The following is an 18425-nucleotide window of genomic DNA, read 5'->3' as shown; positions in this document are numbered from 1 at the left end:
GCGCACCCGTCCCGGCCCGGCCGGGACGGGTGGCCGAGGCGGCGGGCGCCGGGGGCTCACTGCTTGCGGGCGACTCCGCCCAGCGTCAGGAAGTTCAGCTCGCCCAGCGGGTGCAGCCGCGGGCCGTCCGGCCACCATTCGTGCAGGTAGACCAGCCCGGGCCGGAGCAGCTCGGTGCCGTCGAAGAACCCGGCGATCTGTTCGCGCGTGCGGTGCACGCTGCCCAGGCCGGTGCCCTGGAAACTGGTCTCCAGCAGCCGCGCCAGCTCCTGGCGCGGGGAGTCCTCTTCCGGGTCGAAGTTGTGCGTGAGCAGCAGGAACGACCCGGGCGCGAGCGCGTCGACGTACGCCGCGACGATCGCCTTCGCGCGCTCGTAGTCGTCGATGTGGTGCACGATCGAGGTGAGGATCAGCGCCACCGGCCGCCGGAAGTCGAGGTACTCCTGGACGACCTCGTCGGCGAGGGTTTCGGCCGGCCGCGTCAGGTCGGCGCCCGTCACGTGGGTCAGGTAGTTCTCCTCGAGCAGCGCCCGGCCGTGCACCTGCACCACCGGATCGTTGTCGACGTACACCACCTGCGCGTCCGGGTTGTACCGCTGCGCCACCTCGTGGGTGTTCTCCGCGGTCGGCATCCCGGAGCCCAGGTCGAGGAACTGGTCGATGCCGCGCTTGCCGGCCAGGAACCGGACCGCGCGCACCAGCCAGTCGCGGTGCTCCTTCGCCATCGCCTGGGCGCCCGGCGCGATGGCCAGCAGCCGCCGCATCGCTTCGCGATCCACCTCGTAGTGGTCGTGCCCGCCGAGGAGCGCGTCGGACAACCTGGCCAGGCTCGCCTTGCTGAAATCGAGGGCGGCCGCCCCGCCCTCGGTTCCGGACCGCAGGTCGCCAGGCGTCATCGGCTGCTCTCCACTCTGCGCGTGGTGACGACACCCCTGCCCGGGTTCGTTCACCGTGTCCGGCAACGGACAGTGCTCAGGTTACGACATGGGGTGCACCAAGTGAACCGGGCACAAGGGCCTTGCCTGCCAGGGACAACTACCCAAAACGGAGCTCGCGCCAGGATTTTCCCCCGTCCGTGGTCCGGTACACGGCGGAGCCGCCGGAGGCGTCCGGCTGGCCGTCGACGACGACGCCGGTGCCGCCGCCGGGGAAGTCGAGATCGGTCAGCGCGAAGCCGCGGTCGGGCAGCTCGGTCGTCGACCAGGTGCGGCCGCCGTCGGCCGTGGTGTGCAGGAACCCGACGCCGCCACCCACCGCGGCGACCGTCGCGGACGCCGGCGAGGCCGCGGCGAAGCCCTGGTTGATGCCGGCGAACGGCGCCGCGTCGTCCCCGCTGAACCCCACGCCGAGCTGCGGCGCGTGCCGCAGCTGCCGCTCGGTCGAGCCCGGCTGAGGCGAGCCGGGGCTGCCGCTGCACAACGCCACGACCTGCCGTTCGCGGACCCCGGTGAGCGAGGCGACCTCCCCGTCCGGGCACGGCGGCTCGGCCGGCGTGAACCGCACGCCGTCCCGGGAGATCCAGTACTGCTCGGTGCCGTAGTCCGCGCCGAGCGCGACCTGCAGGCCGCCGCCGACGGCCAGGTCGCCGTAGGTGAGGCCGCCGGTGACCGCGAACCCGGGCACCGGGGCCAGCACCGGCGAACCGGCGGCCGCCGAGTAGAGCCGGGTCGAGCCCTGCCCCTCCCCGTAGGTGGTCAGCACGGCGACGACGCGGCCGCCGGTTTCGGCGATCTTCGAGAGGTAGTACGGCTCCCGCGCCCCGGCCAAGGTGACCGGCTGCCAGGTCTCGCCGCCGTCGCGGGTGGTGCGCACGTGGACGCCGTCACTGACGTACGCGACGCGGTCGCCGAAGGCCCGGAGCGCGACGTGGTTGTGGTTGTCCGGCAGCGGGACCGGCGGCGCGCCCAGCCGCCGCCAGTGCCGCCCGGCGTCGGTGGTGCCCAGCAGCGCCGGGCACCACGACTGCGCGCACGGCCGGTACCCGAGGACGTATCCGGTGTCGGGGCCGGTCCAGCTCGTCGAGGCGGGCTGGAAGCCCGGCGGGACCACGGTTCCGGCGGTCGCCGGCGAGGCGAACGCGGCCAGGAGGGCGAGGACGGACACCAGCAGCGCACCGCGCCGGGGAGTTGTCATGATCACCTGACGTCCCGCGCCGGGCGGGGGTTGCCACCCGCGGAACAGTTGCGCCGCCCGGCTCAGCGCCGTGCGGCCAGCCGGGCGTCGAGCTCGGCGAGGTCGGCCACGAACCAGACGTCCTTGCCGCGGTTGGCTTCCCGCACGACGTCGCGGAACGCGGTGCTCGCTTCGACGTGCTCGCGGACGTCGCCGAGCAGGACCAGCCGGTGGCCGTACTGGACGATCTTCGAGAAGAAGTGCCCGATGAGCTTCTCGTGCATGTCGAAGAACCGGGCCGGGAACCGCTCGACCGGCACGATTAGGACGTCGACACCCTGGCCGTAGGTGGCGCCGATCAGGTCGACGGCGTCGGCCTCGGTGGCCAGTTCCGGCCCCTCGGCGGGCACGAACCACACCCCGGGCCGGCTCATGATCGGTTTCCTTCCAGGAATTCCGCGGCGGAACCGGCCCAGCCGGGCAGGAAGTGGCCGGCGTCCTCGGCCAGCCGGACGTCGGCGGCCGGGAGCGCGGCCCGCAGTTTCGCGGCAGCGTCCCGCTGGTCGAGGAGGACGTCCCGGGCCCCGAAGTGCGCCTGCACCGGCATCGCCAGTACCCGCAGGCGCTCGACCGGGAACACCGGGATCGCCTCCAGGCGCGGCTTGAAGTGCTCGAACGTCGCCAGGGTGAACTCGCCGACCGCGCGCCGGCCCGGATCGGCCGGGCTGCCCTGGGCGACCATGGCCAGCGACCGGCGCCGGCCCCACTCGCCGAGCAGGCTGTAGGCGGCGAACTTGAGCAGCGGCGCGGTCCGGCGCCGGCCGATCCCGGCCGGGTTGACCAGCGCGAGTGCGGCGGCCCGCTCGGGTCGCCGGAGCGCGTAGTCCAGCGCCCACCAGCCGCCCAAGGAGGTGCCGAGGAAGGCCGCGCGCGGCAGTTCGAGCTCGTCGAGGACGTCGTCGAGCCATTCGGCGTAGGCGGGCGACCCGAGTGGGGGCCGCGCCTCGACGGTCCGGCCCGGTTCGCCGGGCGCGTCGACCGCGTACACCCGCAGCCGCCCGGCGAGGGTGGCGATGTCCGGCAGCCAGTGCGCGGCGGTGCCGCCGGAACCCTGCAGCGCGACGACCGGCGGCGCGTCCACCGGCCCGGACACCAGGGCGAACGTGTCACCCAGGCGGGTGGCCAGCGTGCGCCGCCCGGCCGGCACGGGCCAGCGGTCGAGGAGCGTGTCGTAGCGTTCGCGGACCGCGGCCGCGCCGGCCGCCGACCGGTAGATCGCGGTCACGTCAGGTTCTCCGTGACCGAGGCGACCCAGCGCAACAGGTCGGCGCCCGCGGCCAGGTCGCCGAGCACGATGATCTTCATGGTGGCCCGCTCCCCGTCGTAGATGGTTTCGACGCGCAGGGGCCGCTCGCCGCCGTCGCGCGGCCCGTTCACCGAGGCCACGACCATGGTCGCGATCCGGTCGGCCGCCGCCCGGTCGACACCGGCGATCTCGGCGACGCCCGACAGCTCCGCGGTCGGCGCCGCGGCCCGCTCGGCCACCGGCAGCCCGGTGAAGGCCGCCAGGTCCTCGGCCGTGATGCGGTACTGCTTGCCGATCCGGACCGCCTTCAGCCGCCCGTCCCGCACGTAGTTCCGGACCGTCCGGACGTGCAGGCCGAGCTTCGCGGCGACCTGTTCGACAGAGAAGACGTCCTGCGCCATGACCCTCCTTGCGTTCCTCAAACTACCCTATCACGCGCACGTTAGGGAAGTTTGAGGAGTAAGCGGTTCGCTCACCCGGGTGACGGGTATTCCGAGGTGTTGTTCCTGTTCAGCCAGATACGTCCACATCGGACAGTCGAAAGGACGGCGCCGACGATGCCGTATCCCCCGCCCCCGGAGCCGTACGGCACGCCGTACGAGCCCGCACCGACCGAAGAGATCGTGGAGCGCACCCACCCGCGCATCCGGGTCGTGCGCACGATCAACGCCCTCATCCACCTCGTCTGCGCGGTGTTCGCGCTGGTCCTGGCCGTGCACATCGTGCTGGTGCTGGGCGGGGCGAACTCGGCGAACGGCTTCGCCCACCTGATCTCGGAGTGGTCGGCGGGCGTGTCGCTCGGCCTGCGGAACCTCTTCACGCCGGACTCGGTGGGCCTGCGGACGTTCCTCAACGACGGCCTCGCCGCCGTTCTCTGGCTCATCATCGGCGCCATCCTGACCGACGTCATCACGCGCATCGGCATCCCCGGCCCGCGGCGGGTCTGGTACCGGCGCAGCTACCGCTGACCGGCACCTGCGAAGAAGGCCTCCCCGGAACTCCGGGGAGGCCTTCTTCGTGGTCTGTCCGTGTCCGTCAGCGCCGAGGTTGTTCGGCACCCGGTTGAACGGGCTCCGGCTCGGGTTGCGGCAGGGCCTGGTCGGCGGGCTCACCGCCGCGGGGTGCGGGAACGCCCTCGGCGGCGATCGCGTCGAAGTGCTCACGGCACCAGCGGCCGTAGCGCCTTGCGTGCACAGTCATCGCGTTCACCTCCTCTCCACGGGCGATTCTCGTCACACCCTCAGCGTCCTCCGCCGCGGTGCCGAACGCCAACAGATTTAAGCGGGACTTAACACACACGATCGAGTGAAAGTCCACAGAGGACTTCCGGTCAGGCCGCGAATTCCTTCACGACCGTCCGGCAGAAGGCCGGGAGGTCGTCCGGGTTGCGGCTGGAAACCAGTCCGTCGTCCACTACAACCTCTTCGTCGACGACCGTGGCACCGGCGTTACGCAGGTCCGTCCGGATGCTCGGGTACGACGTCAGCGTGCGGCCACGCACGACATCCGCCTCGACGAGCGTCCACGGACCGTGGCAGATCACCCCGACCGGCTTGCCGGCGCGCACGAAGTCGCCGACGAACTTGACCGCGGCGGGGTCCGTGCGCAGGTTGTCGGGATTCATCGTGCCGCCGGGCAGCAGCAGCGCGTCGAAGTCGCCGATTTCGACGTCGGCGACCTTCCGGTCCACCGCGAACCGGTCGCCCTTGTCGATGTCACCGTTCATCGCCTGGATTTCACCGGTGTCCAGGGACACCAGCTCCACCGTCGCGCCCTCGTCGAGGACGGCCTGGCGCGGCTTTTCCAGCTCGACCTGTTCGACGCCGTCCGCGGCCAGGATCGCGACCCGGCGTCCTTGCAATGCGTTCGCCATGAGGCTCCCTCGGGTCGGAAAACTGCCTGCACCGGGGTAATTACCCCCTCCCCGACCCGTCAAACCAAGTCTACAAAGGACGGTGGAATCATTCCGCACATTCGATGGCGAGCACCGCGATATCGTCATGTGCCGAGCTGCCGAGCCAGTCGCGCACGGCCTGCCGCAGCTGCCGCACGACCTCGCGAGCCGGCTCCCCGGCCGCCGCGGTGAGCACCGCGCGGAGCCGGTCGTCGCCGAAGAGGTCCGTCTGGTCGTGGCGGTTGCGGGCCTCGGTGATGCCGTCGGTGTAGAGGAGACAGACGTCGCCGCGCTCGAGCCGGACCTCGGCCTCGGCGAACCGGGCCTGCGGCGAGATGCCGACCAGCGTGCCCGGGACCGTGACCTCCTCGACGACGCCCGACCGGCGGACGATCAGCGGCGCCGGGTGGCCGCCGGAGGCCAGCGTCAGGCCGACCCCGCCGTCCGACGGCCGGGCCGTGCCGAGCACGAGGGTGGCGAACCGGCTGCTGCCGCCGGCGATGAGCAGCTCGTTGAGCAGCCTCAGCAGCGTGCGGCCGTCGCGTTCGACCATGGCCAGCGCGGTCAGGGCGTGCCGGACCCGGCCGGTCAGAGCCGCGGCCTCGGGGCCCTTGCCGCAGACGTCGCCGAGCACCAGGAACGCGCTGCCGTCGCCGTGGGGCAGGACGTCGAAGAAGTCGCCGCCGACCGTGAGGACCCCGCCCGCCGGCTCGTACCAGGTCTCGAAGCGGGCTCCGTCGAGAGCGGGCGGGTCGACCGGGCGCAGGGTCGTCTCCAGCCCGCGGGTCGCCTCCTCCTGCCGGGCGTAGCGCTGGGCGTTGGCCAGCGCCGTCCCGGCCGCCACGGCGAACTCGGCCACCGCGCGGGACTGTTCGGCACCGAACCCGGCGTCGCCGCGGCGGCCCAGCAGCAGCGCACCGGTGACCCCGGCGCTCGCGCTCGGCCCCAGCGAAACGACCGAGACGTCGGTGTGCCCGGCGAACCGGTCGGCGACGACCGACGGCAGCGTGGCGACCTCGGGCGCCGGCACCGCGGCCTGCTGGGGCTTCCCGGTGGCCCCGAACGTCGCCGCCAGCACCGGCGCGACCTGGGCCGGCACCCGCCGGATCCGGCCGTGGCCCTGGGCGGCCGGACGCTCGCAGCTCCACCACTCCCACCGGCCGCGGGTGGTCGGCAGCAGCACGAAGACGGTTTCGGCCAGCGCGGACGCGGCCAGCTCGGCGATCACCCGGGCGGTGCCGTGCCGGCCGCGCGCGCCGGCCAGCCGGGGAGCGGCCTCGGCCAGGAAGTCGCCCACCCGCCGCTGCGGGCTCTCCCCGGCGGACACGGTCCAGGCGTGCCACCCACCGGGCACGGCCCGGATCCGGGCCGGGTGGCGGTGGCCGGCCAGGTGGACGTGCCCGCTGGTTTCGGTCACCGCGTCGAGCTGCGGCGCGGCGCCGCCGGTCAGGGCCCGCGCCGCCGGGTTCGCCCAGCGCACCGCACCCGCGGCGTCCTGCAGGAACACCGCGTCGCGGACGTCTTCGAGGACGGCCCGCCCGAAGGCGTCGAAGCCCGGCGGCCCGTCGTCACCGGTCATCGGCGGCAGGGCCGTCGAGGCCGGGGCCGGACGTGACACCATGCACGGACCTCCTGCCTCCGGACTGCTGTCGCACGGCTACCGCGTGAGCGGGCGGGCTGGCTCGAAGTGTAGGGCGAAGCATGGCACGCTGGGTCGACGACCATGGCTGGCGCATGCGTGGTGGAGAGGGTCGGCACACATGACAACGGAATCCCAGAGCGAAGCGGCCGCACTGGAACGGGTGCTGGTCGCGGTGCGGGATCTCGGGGACGGCAACTTCCGCCGGCGGCTCGTCCCGCACGGCGACGGCATCTCGGCGCAGCTCGCCGTCGCGTTCAACGACATCGCCGAGCGCAACCAGCGGCTGGTCAGCGAGCTGCTGCGGGTCCGCGCGGCCGTCGGGCAGGAAGGCCGGCTCAGCGAGCGGCTCGAAGGGCAGGTCGGCCCCGGCGGCTGGACCACCGCCGTCGACGCCGTCAACGGCCTGGTCGAGGACCTCACGCGGCCGGCGATCGAGCTGGAGCGCGTGCTCGGCGGGGTCGCCGACGGCGACCTGTCCCAGCCGATGACGCTGACCCTCGACGGGCGCCCGCTGCAGGGCGCGTACGCCACCCTGGCGAAGACGGTCAACGGCCTCATCGCGCAGCTGTCGCGGTTCGCCGCCGAAGTGACGAGGCTCTCGCGGGAAATCGCGGGTGAGGGACGTCTCGGTGGCCAGGCGGTCGTCCCGGGCGTGTCGGGCACCTGGCGCGACCTGACCGACTCGGTCAACTTCATGGCCGACAACCTCACCGAGCAGGTCCGCAACATCGCCCAGGTCACCACCGCCGTCGCGCGCGGCGACCTGACCCAGAAGATCAACGTCGATGCCCGCGGCGAGATCCTCGAGCTCAAGAACACCATCAACACCATGGTCGACCAGCTCTCGGCGTTCGCCGACGAGGTCACCCGCGTCTCCCGCGAGGTCGGCTCGGACGGCAAGCTCGGCGGCCAGGCGCAGGTGCCGGGCGTCGCCGGGACGTGGCGCGACCTCACCGACTCGGTCAACCTGATGGCCGACAACCTCACCGACCAGGTCCGCGGCATCTCGCAGGTCGCGACCGCGGTGGCCACCGGCGACCTGACGAAGAAGATCGACGTCGACGCCCGCGGCGAGATCCTGCAGCTGAAGAACACGCTGAACACGATGGTCGACCAGCTCTCGGCGTTCGCCGGCGAAGTCACCCGCGTGGCGCGCGAGGTCGGCAGCGAGGGCAAGCTGGGCGGGCAGGCCGAGGTGCCGGGCGCGGCCGGGACCTGGCGCAGCCTCACCGACTCGGTCAACCAGATGGCCGACAAACTCACCGACCAGGTCCGGAACATCTCGCACGTCACCACGGCCGTGGCGAAGGGCGACCTGACGCAGAAGATCACCGTCGACGCCCGCGGCGAGATCCTCGAGCTCAAGACGACCATGAACACGATGGTGGATCAGCTGTCCGCGTTCGCGGACGAAGTCACCCGGGTGGCGCGCGAGGTCGGCACCGAGGGCCAGCTGGGCGGCCAGGCGCAGGTCCCGGGGGTCGCCGGCACCTGGCGTGACCTCACCGGCTCGGTGAACTTCATGGCGAACAACCTGACCACCCAGGTGCGCAACATCGCCCAGGTCGCGACGGCCGTCGCGCGCGGCGACCTGACGCAGAAGATCGCGGTGGACGCCCGCGGCGAGATCCTGGAACTCAAGACGACGCTGAACACGATGGTGGATCAGCTGTCCGCGTTCGCCGACGAAGTCACCCGCGTGGCGCGCGAAGTCGGCACCGAAGGCAAGCTCGGCGGCCAGGCCGCCGTGCCCGGCGTCGCCGGGACCTGGAAGGACCTCACCGACAACGTCAACTCGATGGCGAACAACCTGACCGACCAGGTCCGGAACATCGCCACGGTGACGGCGGCGGTCGCGAAGGGCGACCTGACGCAGAAGATCACCGTCGACGCCCGCGGCGAGATCCTCGAGCTCAAGACCACGCTGAACACGATGGTGGATCAGCTGTCCGCGTTCGCCGACGAAGTCACCCGCGTGGCGCGCGAAGTCGGCACCGAAGGCATCCTCGGCGGCCAAGCGCGCGTCCGCGGCGTCGCGGGCACGTGGAAGGACCTCACGGACAACGTCAACGTCATGGCCGACAACCTGACCGACCAGGTGCGCAACATCGCCACCGTGGCGAGCGCCGTGGCCAACGGCGACCTGTCGAAGAAGATCCGCATCGAGGCCCAGGGCGAGGTCGCGGCGCTGGCCGAGACGCTGAACGGGATGGTCGGGACGCTGCGCGCGTTCGCCGACGAGGTCACCCGCGTCGCCCGCGAAGTCGGCACCGAAGGCATCCTCGGCGGCCAGGCCCGGGTGCCCGGCGTCGCCGGGACGTGGAAGGACCTGACCGAGAACGTCAACTTCATGGCGCACAACCTGACCAGCCAGGTGCGCAACATCTCGCAGGTCACCACCGCGGTCGCGAAGGGCGACCTGACCAAGAAGATCGACGTCGACGCCCGCGGCGAGATCCTCGAGCTCAAGACCACGATGAACACGATGGTCGACCAGCTCTCGGCGTTCGCCTCCGAGGTCACGCGCGTGGCGCGCGAGGTCGGCACCGAGGGCAAGCTGGGCGGCCAAGCCGAGGTCGACGGCGTGTCCGGCACCTGGCAGCGGCTCACCGAAAGCGTGAACCAGCTGGCCGGGAACCTCACGACCCAGGTCCGCGCGATCGCGCAGGTGGCGACCGCGGTGACGGCGGGCGACCTGACCCGGCACATCACGGTCGACGCGTCCGGCGAGGTCGCCGACCTCAAGGACAACATCAACCAGATGATCGCGAACCTCAAGGAGACGACGAGGACCAACCGCGAGCAGGACTGGCTGAAGACGAACCTCGCGCAGCTGTCGGGCCGGATGCAGGGCCACCGCGACCTCGCGTCGGTCGCGGCGCTGATCCTGTCCGAGCTGGCCCCGCTGGTCCGCGCGCAGCAGGGCGCGTTCTTCCTGGCCCGCGACGACGACCGCGACGGCACGGTGCTGGAGTGCATCGCCGCGTACGGGCTCGCGCAGTCCCGCGCGGGGCTGCGGTTCGCGATGGGCGAGTCGCTGATCGGCCAGGCCGCCGTCGACCAGCGCACCGTGCTGGTGCACAACGCGCCGCCGGAGTACGCGCTGATCTCGTCCGGGCTCGGCTCGGCCGCGCCGGTGAACTTGATCGTGCTGCCGGTGCTGTTCCAGGGCGAGGTGCTCGGGGTGCTGGAGCTGGCCTCGGTGAACGAGTTCAGCACGGTCCACCAGGACCTGCTGGAGCAGCTGCGGCACACGATCGGCGTCAACGTGAACACGATCCTGTCGAACTCGCGGACCGAAGCGCTGCTGACGGAGTCGCAGCGACTGGCGCAGGAGCTGCGGGCGCGGTCCGAGCAGCTGCAGGCCCAGCAGGGCGAGCTGCGGCGCTCCAACACCGAGCTGGCCGAGAAGGCGGCGCTGCTGGCCCAGCAGAACCGCGACATCGAGGTCAAGAACAGCGAGATCGAGCAGGCGCGTCAGGAGCTCGAGGAACGCGCCGGGCAGCTGACGGTGGCGTCGCAGTACAAGACCGAGTTCATGGCGAACATGTCGCACGAGCTGCGGACGCCCCTGAACAGCGCGTTGATCCTGGCGAAGCTGCTGTCGGAGAACCCCGAGGGCAACCTGACGGAGAAGCAGATCCAGTTCGCGAAGACGATCTACGCGGCCGGGTCGGACCTGCAGCAGCTGATCAACGACATCCTCGACCTGGCCAAGGTCGAGGCGGGCCGGCTCGACATGCAGATGTCCGACATCACGCTGCCGGAGCTGGTGGACTACGTCGAGTCGCTGTGCCGGCCGCTGACCGCGGACAAGGGCCTGGACTTCGCCGTCCACATCGACCCGCCGGTGCCCGGAAGTGTCCACACGGACGAGCACCGGCTCCAGCAGATCCTCCGGAACCTGCTGTCGAACGCGGCGAAGTTCACCGACGAGGGCGGCGTCCGCCTCCACATCCGCGCGGCGGACCCGGCGGAGGTCGAGCAGGAGGCACTGCGGAACGCGCCGGGCATCATCGCGTTCGCGGTCGAGGACACCGGGATCGGCATCCCGGAGGAGAAGCTGGCGGTCATCTTCGAGGCGTTCCGCCAGGCCGACGGCACGACGAGCCGCAAGTACGGCGGCACGGGCCTCGGGCTGAACATCAGCCAGCAGCTGACCGAGCTCCTGGGCGGCGAGCTGCGCGTGATGAGCGAACCGGGCGTGGGCTCGACGTTCACCCTGTACCTCCCGGCGGCCGCGGCCAGCCTGGTCGACCCGGCCCTGACGGCCCTCTCCTCCCCCCGGCTGCCCCCCGTGCCCAGCACGGTGCTGGTGGCCGCCCCGGACGTGACACCCAAGCGCTTCCACGGCGAGAAGGTCCTGATCGTCGACGACGACCTCCGCAACGTGTTCGCCCTGGCCGCGGTCCTGGAGCAGGCGGGCCTGGAGGTCATCTACGCGGAAACGGGCGTCGACGGCATCCGGGCGCTGGAGCGCAACGAGGACACGGCCCTGGTCCTGATGGACGTGATGATGCCGGAGCTGGACGGCAACGCCACGATCGCGGCCATCAGGGCGGAAGCGGCCAACGCGGACCTGCCGGTGATCGCGGTGACGGCCAAGGCCACGGCGGAAGACCGGGCCCGCACCTTGGCCAGCGGAGCCGACGACTACATCACCAAGCCGGTGGACACGGACAAGCTGCTCGACGTGATCGCGGCATCTTTGGAGGCGGACGCCGCATCAACCCGCGACGCCGCCTCATCGGCCGGCTGAGCCGGCATTTTCGTGGAGCGGGTGACGGGAATCGAACCCGCGTAGCTAGTTTGGAAGACTAGGGCTCTACCATTGAGCTACACCCGCGTGCCCCCGAAGGTACCCGGGTGCGTCGCTAGCTTAGCGTGACCCGCTAGGCTGATCACACACCCCCCTGGGGGTGGACCCGGGATGTGGCGCAGCTTGGTAGCGCATCCGCTTTGGGAGCGGAGGGTCGCAGGTTCAAATCCTGTCATCCCGACCAGGACCGGGTTACTTGCACCACGGACCGCAAGGGACGTTGCAAGCAGTTCGGTCAGGGTTACACCGCTGGTAGGGCCGGTTTCCGCAAGGGAACCGGCCCTACTTGCTGTCTGGGGGTCGTCCAGCCCGGCCGTGCTGGCGCTCAGCTCCTCCGTGACGGGCGCAGGGCCACCAGTGCGCCGGTAGACCGGGGCACCGTCAGGTCGTCCGCTCTCTGGCGCGGCCAGCGTCCGGCGGTAGATTGTGTACGCCGCGTCGAACACGTCGAACGGCTCGCGCAGCTCCTGTCCGGTCACGCGGTCGCCGTCGACGTAGAGCCGCGTGAACATGGCACGGTTCATGATGCTCTTGACCGACTCGTTACCACGCTCATACGCAATGGCGGGGTCGTCCAGCAGCTCAAGCGCGGTCAGGACAATCTGCCGTCCCGTCTCAAGCTGACTGCTGGCCGTGTCCAATTGGCGCGTCAGCTTGTCGCGCTCCTCGCGTATACTGTCAAGCTTTTGGCGTAGCTTTTGCTTCGGCCAGTCGTTCTCGGCAGCCAAGTCGAGGAAGTAGCTTTCTTTCTTGTCCAACTGCTCTAGGCGCTTGGTAAACGAAGCGCGTAGCTCATCGCTGAGCTTGTATTGCTCTTTAACCGCGTTGTCGACGCCGGTGCAGATAGAGTCGCGCACCTCGCGCGGTATGTCTATCGCGTAGACGTAATGCTGTGCTACCGCCTGTTCCATTACCTCAACGGGAATGTACCGCTGGTCGCACACCTTATCTTGTCGTCCCCGGCACAAGAAGTAATAGTAGGTGCCGCCATTACCCCGAGCCGGGATAATCGTAAAGCGGTGCTTGCAACGACCGCACCACACCAAGCCTTTTAGGAAGTGCGGATGCTGGCGCTCCCGAGTGCCACTGCCGGAGTGTGCATCCAAAACGCGCTGTACGCGGTTGAACAGTTCCTCGCTCACCAGTGGCTCATGCCGCCCCTCGTACTCGATGCCCTTATAGATGACGTGCCCCGTGTAATAGGGGTTACGCAAGATGCGATGCAGGGTTTCACGACTGATTGGCTTAGTTCGCCCCGGCGCTCGCAAGCCGAGGTCACTAACGATTTCCTCAAGGTCATCCAGCGTATACCTTCCGGTGCCGAACAACTCGAATGTCTTGAGCACGAGTGGTGCGCGAACCGGGTCAAGGACGATCGAATTAATCTTACGGCCCTCAAACTCAACCCGCGCATTGGTGTAACCAAGCGTCGCCAGGCCGACCGTGCCGCCGTTCTTCACTTTGTTGTGCATCTTAATTGAGATATCTTGGCCATTGAGTTTAACCTGCACCTCGTTCATGATGTCCGTAACGGCCTTCATAGCGTCCGCCATGATGCCGTCGCCGAACTCCTCGCGGGCAGATATCAGCTTAACGCCACGGTTCAGCAGCATGCGTTCGGTAATGCCCGCCTCAAGATAGTTACGGAAGGCCCGCGAACGCATGTAAATGAACACATATTTTACTTCGGGGTGTTCTTTGAGGTAGCGCAGCAGTTCTTGAAACACCTTCCGTTTCGTGATTTCGAGTCGTGAAGCGGACGTAGCAGGCTCAACAAATTCTTTCGCAATCGGCACACGCATGCTTTTGGCTTTGTTGCCGCAGAACTCGCGTTGCGTGTTAATCGAGTTGCCGTCAGGGTCAACGTCGGCCGCTGTATCAAGTTGCCGTTTGGAACTAACCCGCAGCAGCGTTACACCCCAAGCAACCGGCTCGTCTTGTTTGGATTCCACCACCTCGTCTCCTTTCTGTCTAGCAGGCTACCGGCAGTTCAACACCAGAACGGAAGTAACGCGCCACTGATTCATGACCACGCATCGGAAACCGTGGCTCGGTCAAACCGAGGTGCATAAGCCGACGTGACATAGCAGCAGGCGACACACGAAACAGGGCAGCCAACTCGGTTTGGTCCTGAGTAACCGTGGTCCACGCCTTTTTGACCCACGTACGCGGCATAAGGACACAGGCAGCGAAGTAATCGCACATGCTTTCGACGCGTTGGTCGTCGATATTTCCACGCTCGTCGACGTACAGCACGCGCATAAACGGGTGGTCAAGAATGTGCTTTAGCTCATGAGCCAAGGTGAAGCGCCGACGCGTCCCGCTCTCGTCACGGTTGATTGCAATCAGCCATCGCCCTTTAGACCATTCAGTAAGACCCGACAGTCCACCGATTTGTTGGCGCGTTCGCACCACAACTTCGAGTCGCGGCAATTCCGCCACACGGCTTACGTCAACCGGCGCTTTAGTAATTTCCAGCAGCTCTAGCAGCTTGGTCGCTTGGCGTTCGGCCAGGCTTTCCGCCTGATAATCTGCGAGCGGGTAACTAGGCGTCAGCGCGCGCAACTCCCGTACAACGGTGCTTAATGGGTTAGTCATAGGGTTTCTCCTTTCGTTTACTCGTCTTGCTTACGGTTAGCTCGCATCTCGGCAATCAGCTTTTCGGCCGCCGCCGCTTCCTCATCAGTCATGCCGTACGCCCGCCGGAAATACGCGCGCGGTTTGGGCAGCACATTGCTCGGCTTGATACCCACGAAGATAAGTAGCTCGCTCGGGTCAATCTCCAGAACTTCCGCGATGTTTTGGAGGAGTTCCGCACTCGGCCGCGCCGACTCGCCCGATTCAATGCGGGAAATCGCCGATGCATTTACGCCCACCAGCGGGCCAAGTTGGCGTACCGATAAGCCTGCCGCCTCACGCGCCGCGCGCACTACCTGCGCCAACGTCTTTTTTGACCTCGTATTGGCCGGTTCTTCATTTGCCATAGTTGTCGTCACCTCCTTTTCTGTCCTATATTATTGCACAGACCGTTGCGTTCGCGCAACAGTCGAAATGTCGCGGAATTGTCATCATTCCAAGAGGACTTCTGCGACCGTTGGAATAGCGCGTTCCTCAAGGACTGGCACAAATAACTTGCTGGCCGGTTCTGGCAAATGCGCGATTACGTCTCGCAATGCGTCGAGCCGAACAGCAGACGGCACCGTCAACAGCACGCGCGGTACTACGCCACCAGGCCCGAGCTGGCCACGCCGCACGAAATCCAGATACACGCTGAGCTTGCGCCTCAGCGTCGGCACATGCTCAGTGGCCTTATCTACCTCTATCCACCACGAATCCTCGGCAGCGGCCGAATGAACCACCAATACGGCGTCAGGTTTCAGCCAGCCGCCCAGTCCGTCATGCACCCATGCGTCCGGCTCGGCCGCAAAGTGGTCAAGCGTGAGCATTCCGGCCCGCGACGCCTCCACCGCCTGCACATACAGTTCCGCCACCGTCAGCACATGCGAAACGAACCGCTCAGATGGCAGCGACGGCCGCCGCACCCGCTCGGGCATAGTTTCAGCCGCCCACTGCCGATACAGGCGCTGTCCGGCCGAATCAAGGGCGAATACGGCCTCTGAAGAACCGCCGCCCGCCAAACCGCCGACTCGGCGCGGCAGGGAAACAATCACCCGCCAGTCAACTAATCGCTTAAGCACGCGCGCCCGCACTACGGCACGACTTCGCCCAGACAATTCAACAAAGTGTATCCGTTCCAGCTGCGAGCTGGTCAGCAGACGAACACGGCCAAGGTCAAGAAGGATGGCCTGGTCCCGGGGTGACAGACGTTCGGCCAGCCAGTCGAGGTGAGCTTGCCGGACACGGGCCGGACGGGAACCGCCGCTCATCGTGAACCTCCGGGGGTAACACGGAGTGTCCGTGGCGCTAACTCGGCCGGCATGGCCCCGACCAGGGGAAACACCCAACTGAGGTTCCGAGCGACACCAACGCCGACACCAACAGTGACGACAACACGGCTCATGCTGAACCTCCTCGCTGGCGACGACCGAACGCCGGTACGTCGTCGCCGTCCAGCTCGACCCGCGCCGTAAGTCCGGCCTCTACGTCAGCCCGGGTCATGCCGTGCCGCTGGCGGCTCTGCGTGGCCACCGCCGCCGCGTCTGTCAGCGGCTCGCTGAGCGGCAAGCTGGTGCCCGTCACCGGGGCCAGCGTGCGCGCGTCGACACAGGGGCGCATCGCGAACTCAAAGGCTGCCAGTCCGGTCAAGTCGTCGGCTGTCAGCGGACCGAAGCGCTTTTCAAGGAGTTGCGCGTCTTCGTGTTCGACCGCGAAGGCGATTTGGGTACGGACGGTGCCGAGTACGGCGGCTCGCACGGTTTCCGGCAACTGAGCTATATATTGGTTGGCCAACGTAAAGCCGACCTTGAAACCACGGGCTTGCGCCAGCATATCAGCAATAGCCAGCGGCAGGCGCACAATGTCTTGCGCCTCGTCGACATAGGCAAAGCACGGGCGTCGCTTTTCAGGCGAAACTTTGATACGGCCGACCGTAGCTTTCCACAGTTCCGAAATCACGAGCGCGCCGAGCAAATTACCCGTTTCAGTACCTAACTCGCCCTTTGCCAGGTTGACGAGTACCGTTTTCCGCTCACGGAATATGGCGGTGAAGTCGACGCCGTTCGACTGGCCGAGCATGAGGCGAATCGGTACCCGTTGCGTGAATGCCTCTACCTTATTCAGTACCGGGCCGACATACTGGGCCATTTCGTTGTCTGACAGCCGGCCGAAGCGCTGCCAATAGCTGCGCAACTGCTGCGGCAATGCGGGGTGTTCAGTAACATACGTACGGAACTGCGGATTAGTCAGCAGCGGCACGACTTCGCAAATAGTCATAGCGGAACCATCGCGAGCAGGCACATGCACGAGAGCAGTCAAGGCCGAGCGTAATACTTGGTCGGTACGCGGCCCCCAGAACGACGACCAGATTTCGCGGAAGGTATGCAGCACGTTATCAACGGCCAGTTCGCGGGCTTCCTCTGTACCGGCATGGCCTAGCACATTCAGGCCCACCGGAAGACTCCGCTTGCTGGCGTCCAACACAATGACGTTCTCTGCCTGCTTGGGCGTCAGCCGTTCCAGTACGCCGCTAATCAGGTCGCCTTTCGGGTCGACCGCGAAGACGCCGTAACCACTTTGAATGTCACTCACAATAAGGCGAGTCAGGAGCACCGACTTTCCCGAGCCAGACGGACCGACAATATAGCTATGCCGTGTCCGGTCTTCGGGAGTCAAAGCTAACGGACGCTCTGTCATACCGGGATAGTTCGACATGCCGATAATTTGCCCACGTGTCGGCAGGTGCGGCGGCGCGGGTAGTTGGCGCGCACTCCCGAGACTCAGACCAGGCAAGGCCACGTCCGTAATCGGCAGGCCAAGCAGTCCCGCGCCTTCGGTCGTCGAGACAGTCAACGGCCATTTGCCGAGCGGGTAACTGCGCCGGGTAAGCCGTTCAATAACGAGGTCGGAGGGTAAGACACGGCGGCGAATACGGACACCCGGGGCGTTCATGCCGTGCAGCGTGTTCCATACGCGGCCAAAGAGTGCGCGGGCTTGCGCGTCATTCTCGGTTGCCACACCAATGCGCGCCACGCCATACAGCAGCGGGTCTTTAATCTTGACGCGTGCCGCTTGTACGGCTTCGGCGTCCTCTGGCAACGTGCGCTCAAACGCCCAACTTGACGGTGCACCACTACTCGGGGCCGACCGCACGGGCGAAGGCGTCCCGGCACTAACGAGAATCCATTGCAGCCGGATTTCGGTATTCTCACCGATGACCGGTTGCAAGGCGGCTAGTAGCGCAGCATTAGTGATCTCGGCTCGCGCGGGCGCAAGGGGGCGTTCGGGATTAGTCATGGTGGCTTCGGCGGCTAACTGCCAGTTTGGCCGGGTGGTGAGATACTCAGGCGCTTCCGAAATCCGCACGCCATGCAGAGCACCGCGCAAACTGGAAAGCAGCGCGGCCGACTGCTCACGAGACGCCAACACGTAGAAGCTCAGGCCGTCGCGCCGACTGACTACCTCGACACAAATAGGCGGTTTAAGAAAGAGGCTCAGCCACGACGGATGCGTTTGCGCCTGAATGGCCGCCAGCCAAGCCGCTACGTCATTAGCATTCAAGGTGGCCGGCGGTTGGATGCGGTAGGCGACCAATGAGTTTTGCCACTTGCGTGCATCCGAAAAACGCATGCTGACTAACACCGCAAGCGGCACCAGAGCCAAGATGAAGCAGAAAATGAGCGCCGTCATTGCTTACCTTCCCTATCGCTTCCTGATGCCGCTTCCTCATGTAAGGCGGCTAACGCCTGTTCGGCGCGCAACTGTTCGGCCAGTTCCATGACGGCCGCTATCAGCAGTTCGACCACGATTGGGTCACGCTGCTTGCCGCGAACTCGTATTCGCCACTGCTGTTCGGCCATTGCTCACCTCCTCTTACCTTCCACTAAACGGGGCACATGTGTTGCGCAAACGCAACAACCCTACCTATTGTTGTATGTTGCGCGAACGCAACAGTCAAGCGCAATGGCCGCGTCAAATGCACAACGCGGCCCGCGCTTGGGTTACTAACTGTGCGCTGCGAAAAATAAAGTGCCAA

At 67.3% G+C, this 18425-nt stretch carries 15 protein-coding genes, 2 tRNA genes and 1 pseudogene; 3 read left to right on the top strand and 15 right to left on the bottom strand.

Features of this window, described 5'->3' with window-relative positions; translation table 11 throughout:
• Positions 1-56: 56 nt before the first annotated feature.
• The 5 genes from AB0M30_RS30555 to AB0M30_RS30535 form a co-directional block, all read right to left on the bottom strand.
• Entirely contained in the window at positions 57-896 is an 840-nt protein-coding gene (locus AB0M30_RS30555; protein WP_364590575.1) for an SAM-dependent methyltransferase, read from the bottom strand.
• 139 nt (positions 897-1035) lie between these two features.
• A complete protein-coding gene (locus AB0M30_RS30550) occupies positions 1036-2133 on the bottom strand; it encodes a hypothetical protein (RefSeq protein WP_364590572.1) in 1098 nt (365 codons plus the stop codon).
• Between the two features lie 62 nt (positions 2134-2195).
• Positions 2196-2546: a DUF4180 domain-containing protein gene (locus tag AB0M30_RS30545; RefSeq protein WP_364590569.1), complete on the bottom strand. Its 351-nt coding sequence runs from the start codon at positions 2544-2546 to the stop codon at positions 2196-2198.
• Complete coding sequence (locus tag AB0M30_RS30540; RefSeq protein WP_364590566.1) at positions 2543-3397, bottom strand: alpha/beta fold hydrolase; 855 nt, start codon at positions 3395-3397, stop codon at positions 2543-2545. Before AB0M30_RS30540 ends, AB0M30_RS30545 begins: the two co-directional genes overlap by 4 nt.
• On the bottom strand, positions 3394-3819 hold the full coding sequence (locus AB0M30_RS30535; protein WP_364590563.1) for a helix-turn-helix domain-containing protein: 426 nt from the start codon (positions 3817-3819) through the stop codon (positions 3394-3396). Before AB0M30_RS30535 ends, AB0M30_RS30540 begins: the two co-directional genes overlap by 4 nt.
• 156 nt (positions 3820-3975) lie before the next feature.
• Here AB0M30_RS30535 and AB0M30_RS30530 point away from each other — a divergent pair, with 156 nt between their 5' ends.
• The gene (locus AB0M30_RS30530; protein ID WP_364590560.1) at positions 3976-4386 is read left to right on the top strand and encodes a hypothetical protein; all 411 of its coding nucleotides are present in this window, start codon (positions 3976-3978) and stop codon (positions 4384-4386) included.
• A gap of 67 nt (positions 4387-4453) precedes the next feature.
• Here AB0M30_RS30530 and AB0M30_RS30525 read toward each other — a convergent pair whose 3' ends face one another.
• The 3 genes from AB0M30_RS30525 to AB0M30_RS30515 form a co-directional block, all read right to left on the bottom strand.
• Positions 4454-4618, bottom strand: coding sequence for a hypothetical protein (locus tag AB0M30_RS30525; RefSeq protein ID WP_285985239.1), 165 nt, complete (start codon positions 4616-4618; stop codon positions 4454-4456).
• 130 nt (positions 4619-4748) lie between these two features.
• Positions 4749-5291 (bottom strand): type 1 glutamine amidotransferase domain-containing protein, encoded by a 543-nt coding sequence (locus tag AB0M30_RS30520; protein WP_364590556.1) that lies wholly within the window; start codon positions 5289-5291, stop codon positions 4749-4751.
• 88 nt (positions 5292-5379) lie between these two features.
• A complete protein-coding gene (locus tag AB0M30_RS30515; RefSeq protein WP_364590553.1) occupies positions 5380-6933 on the bottom strand; it encodes a SpoIIE family protein phosphatase in 1554 nt (517 codons plus the stop codon).
• A 139-nt stretch (positions 6934-7072) separates the two neighbouring features.
• Between AB0M30_RS30515 and AB0M30_RS30510 the strand changes: the two genes are divergently transcribed.
• Entirely contained in the window at positions 7073-11713 is a 4641-nt protein-coding gene (locus tag AB0M30_RS30510; RefSeq protein WP_364590550.1) for a HAMP domain-containing protein, read from the top strand.
• A 13-nt stretch (positions 11714-11726) separates the two neighbouring features.
• Here AB0M30_RS30510 and AB0M30_RS30505 read toward each other — a convergent pair.
• Positions 11727-11800 (bottom strand) — tRNA-Gly (locus AB0M30_RS30505).
• An 80-nt stretch (positions 11801-11880) separates the two neighbouring features.
• Between AB0M30_RS30505 and AB0M30_RS30500 the strand changes: the two genes are divergently transcribed.
• A tRNA-Pro gene (locus AB0M30_RS30500) sits at positions 11881-11957 on the top strand.
• Positions 11958-12672: 715 nt separating this feature from the next.
• Here the strand turns inward: AB0M30_RS30500 and AB0M30_RS30495 are convergent.
• The 6 genes and pseudogenes from AB0M30_RS30495 to AB0M30_RS30470 form a co-directional block, all read right to left on the bottom strand.
• A pseudogene (locus AB0M30_RS30495) lies at positions 12673-13725 on the bottom strand (recombinase family protein); the annotation flags it as partial.
• A 19-nt stretch (positions 13726-13744) separates the two neighbouring features.
• Positions 13745-14371, bottom strand: a complete 627-nt coding sequence (locus tag AB0M30_RS30490) for an ImmA/IrrE family metallo-endopeptidase (RefSeq protein ID WP_364590547.1) — start codon at positions 14369-14371, stop codon at positions 13745-13747.
• A gap of 17 nt (positions 14372-14388) precedes the next feature.
• Positions 14389-14757: a helix-turn-helix transcriptional regulator gene (locus tag AB0M30_RS30485; protein ID WP_364590544.1), complete on the bottom strand. Its 369-nt coding sequence runs from the start codon at positions 14755-14757 to the stop codon at positions 14389-14391.
• Between the two features lie 84 nt (positions 14758-14841).
• Complete coding sequence (locus AB0M30_RS30480) at positions 14842-15660, bottom strand: replication-relaxation family protein (RefSeq protein ID WP_364590541.1); 819 nt, start codon at positions 15658-15660, stop codon at positions 14842-14844.
• 130 nt (positions 15661-15790) lie between these two features.
• Positions 15791-18079, bottom strand: coding sequence for a type IV secretory system conjugative DNA transfer family protein (locus AB0M30_RS30475; RefSeq protein WP_364590538.1), 2289 nt, complete (start codon positions 18077-18079; stop codon positions 15791-15793).
• Positions 18076-18249: a hypothetical protein gene (locus tag AB0M30_RS30470; RefSeq protein ID WP_364590535.1), complete on the bottom strand. Its 174-nt coding sequence runs from the start codon at positions 18247-18249 to the stop codon at positions 18076-18078. Before AB0M30_RS30470 ends, AB0M30_RS30475 begins: the two co-directional genes overlap by 4 nt.
• Between the last annotated feature and the right edge of the window lie 176 nt (positions 18250-18425).

The organism is Amycolatopsis sp. NPDC051716 (assembly GCF_040681595.1).
In the GTDB taxonomy this organism is placed as follows: Bacteria; Actinomycetota; Actinomycetes; order Mycobacteriales; family Pseudonocardiaceae; genus Amycolatopsis.
This window is presented reverse-complemented; position numbering and strand designations above follow the sequence as displayed.

Coding starts and splice junctions, on each gene's coding strand:
- AB0M30_RS30555 (WP_364590575.1), bottom strand. CDS start 896: ATGACGCCTGGCGACCTGCGGTCCGGAACCGAGGGCGGGGCGGCCGCC.
- AB0M30_RS30550 (WP_364590572.1), bottom strand. CDS start 2,133: ATGACAACTCCCCGGCGCGGTGCGCTGCTGGTGTCCGTCCTCGCCCTC.
- AB0M30_RS30545 (WP_364590569.1), bottom strand. CDS start 2,546: ATGAGCCGGCCCGGGGTGTGGTTCGTGCCCGCCGAGGGGCCGGAACTG.
- AB0M30_RS30535 (WP_364590563.1), bottom strand. CDS start 3,819: ATGGCGCAGGACGTCTTCTCTGTCGAACAGGTCGCCGCGAAGCTCGGC.
- AB0M30_RS30530 (WP_364590560.1), top strand. CDS start 3,976: ATGCCGTATCCCCCGCCCCCGGAGCCGTACGGCACGCCGTACGAGCCC.
- AB0M30_RS30525 (WP_285985239.1), bottom strand. CDS start 4,618: ATGACTGTGCACGCAAGGCGCTACGGCCGCTGGTGCCGTGAGCACTTC.
- AB0M30_RS30520 (WP_364590556.1), bottom strand. CDS start 5,291: ATGGCGAACGCATTGCAAGGACGCCGGGTCGCGATCCTGGCCGCGGAC.
- AB0M30_RS30515 (WP_364590553.1), bottom strand. CDS start 6,933: ATGGTGTCACGTCCGGCCCCGGCCTCGACGGCCCTGCCGCCGATGACC.
- AB0M30_RS30510 (WP_364590550.1), top strand. CDS start 7,073: ATGACAACGGAATCCCAGAGCGAAGCGGCCGCACTGGAACGGGTGCTG.
- AB0M30_RS30490 (WP_364590547.1), bottom strand. CDS start 14,371: ATGACTAACCCATTAAGCACCGTTGTACGGGAGTTGCGCGCGCTGACG.
- AB0M30_RS30485 (WP_364590544.1), bottom strand. CDS start 14,757: ATGGCAAATGAAGAACCGGCCAATACGAGGTCAAAAAAGACGTTGGCG.
- AB0M30_RS30480 (WP_364590541.1), bottom strand. CDS start 15,660: ATGAGCGGCGGTTCCCGTCCGGCCCGTGTCCGGCAAGCTCACCTCGAC.
- AB0M30_RS30475 (WP_364590538.1), bottom strand. CDS start 18,079: ATGACGGCGCTCATTTTCTGCTTCATCTTGGCTCTGGTGCCGCTTGCG.
- AB0M30_RS30470 (WP_364590535.1), bottom strand. CDS start 18,249: ATGGCCGAACAGCAGTGGCGAATACGAGTTCGCGGCAAGCAGCGTGAC.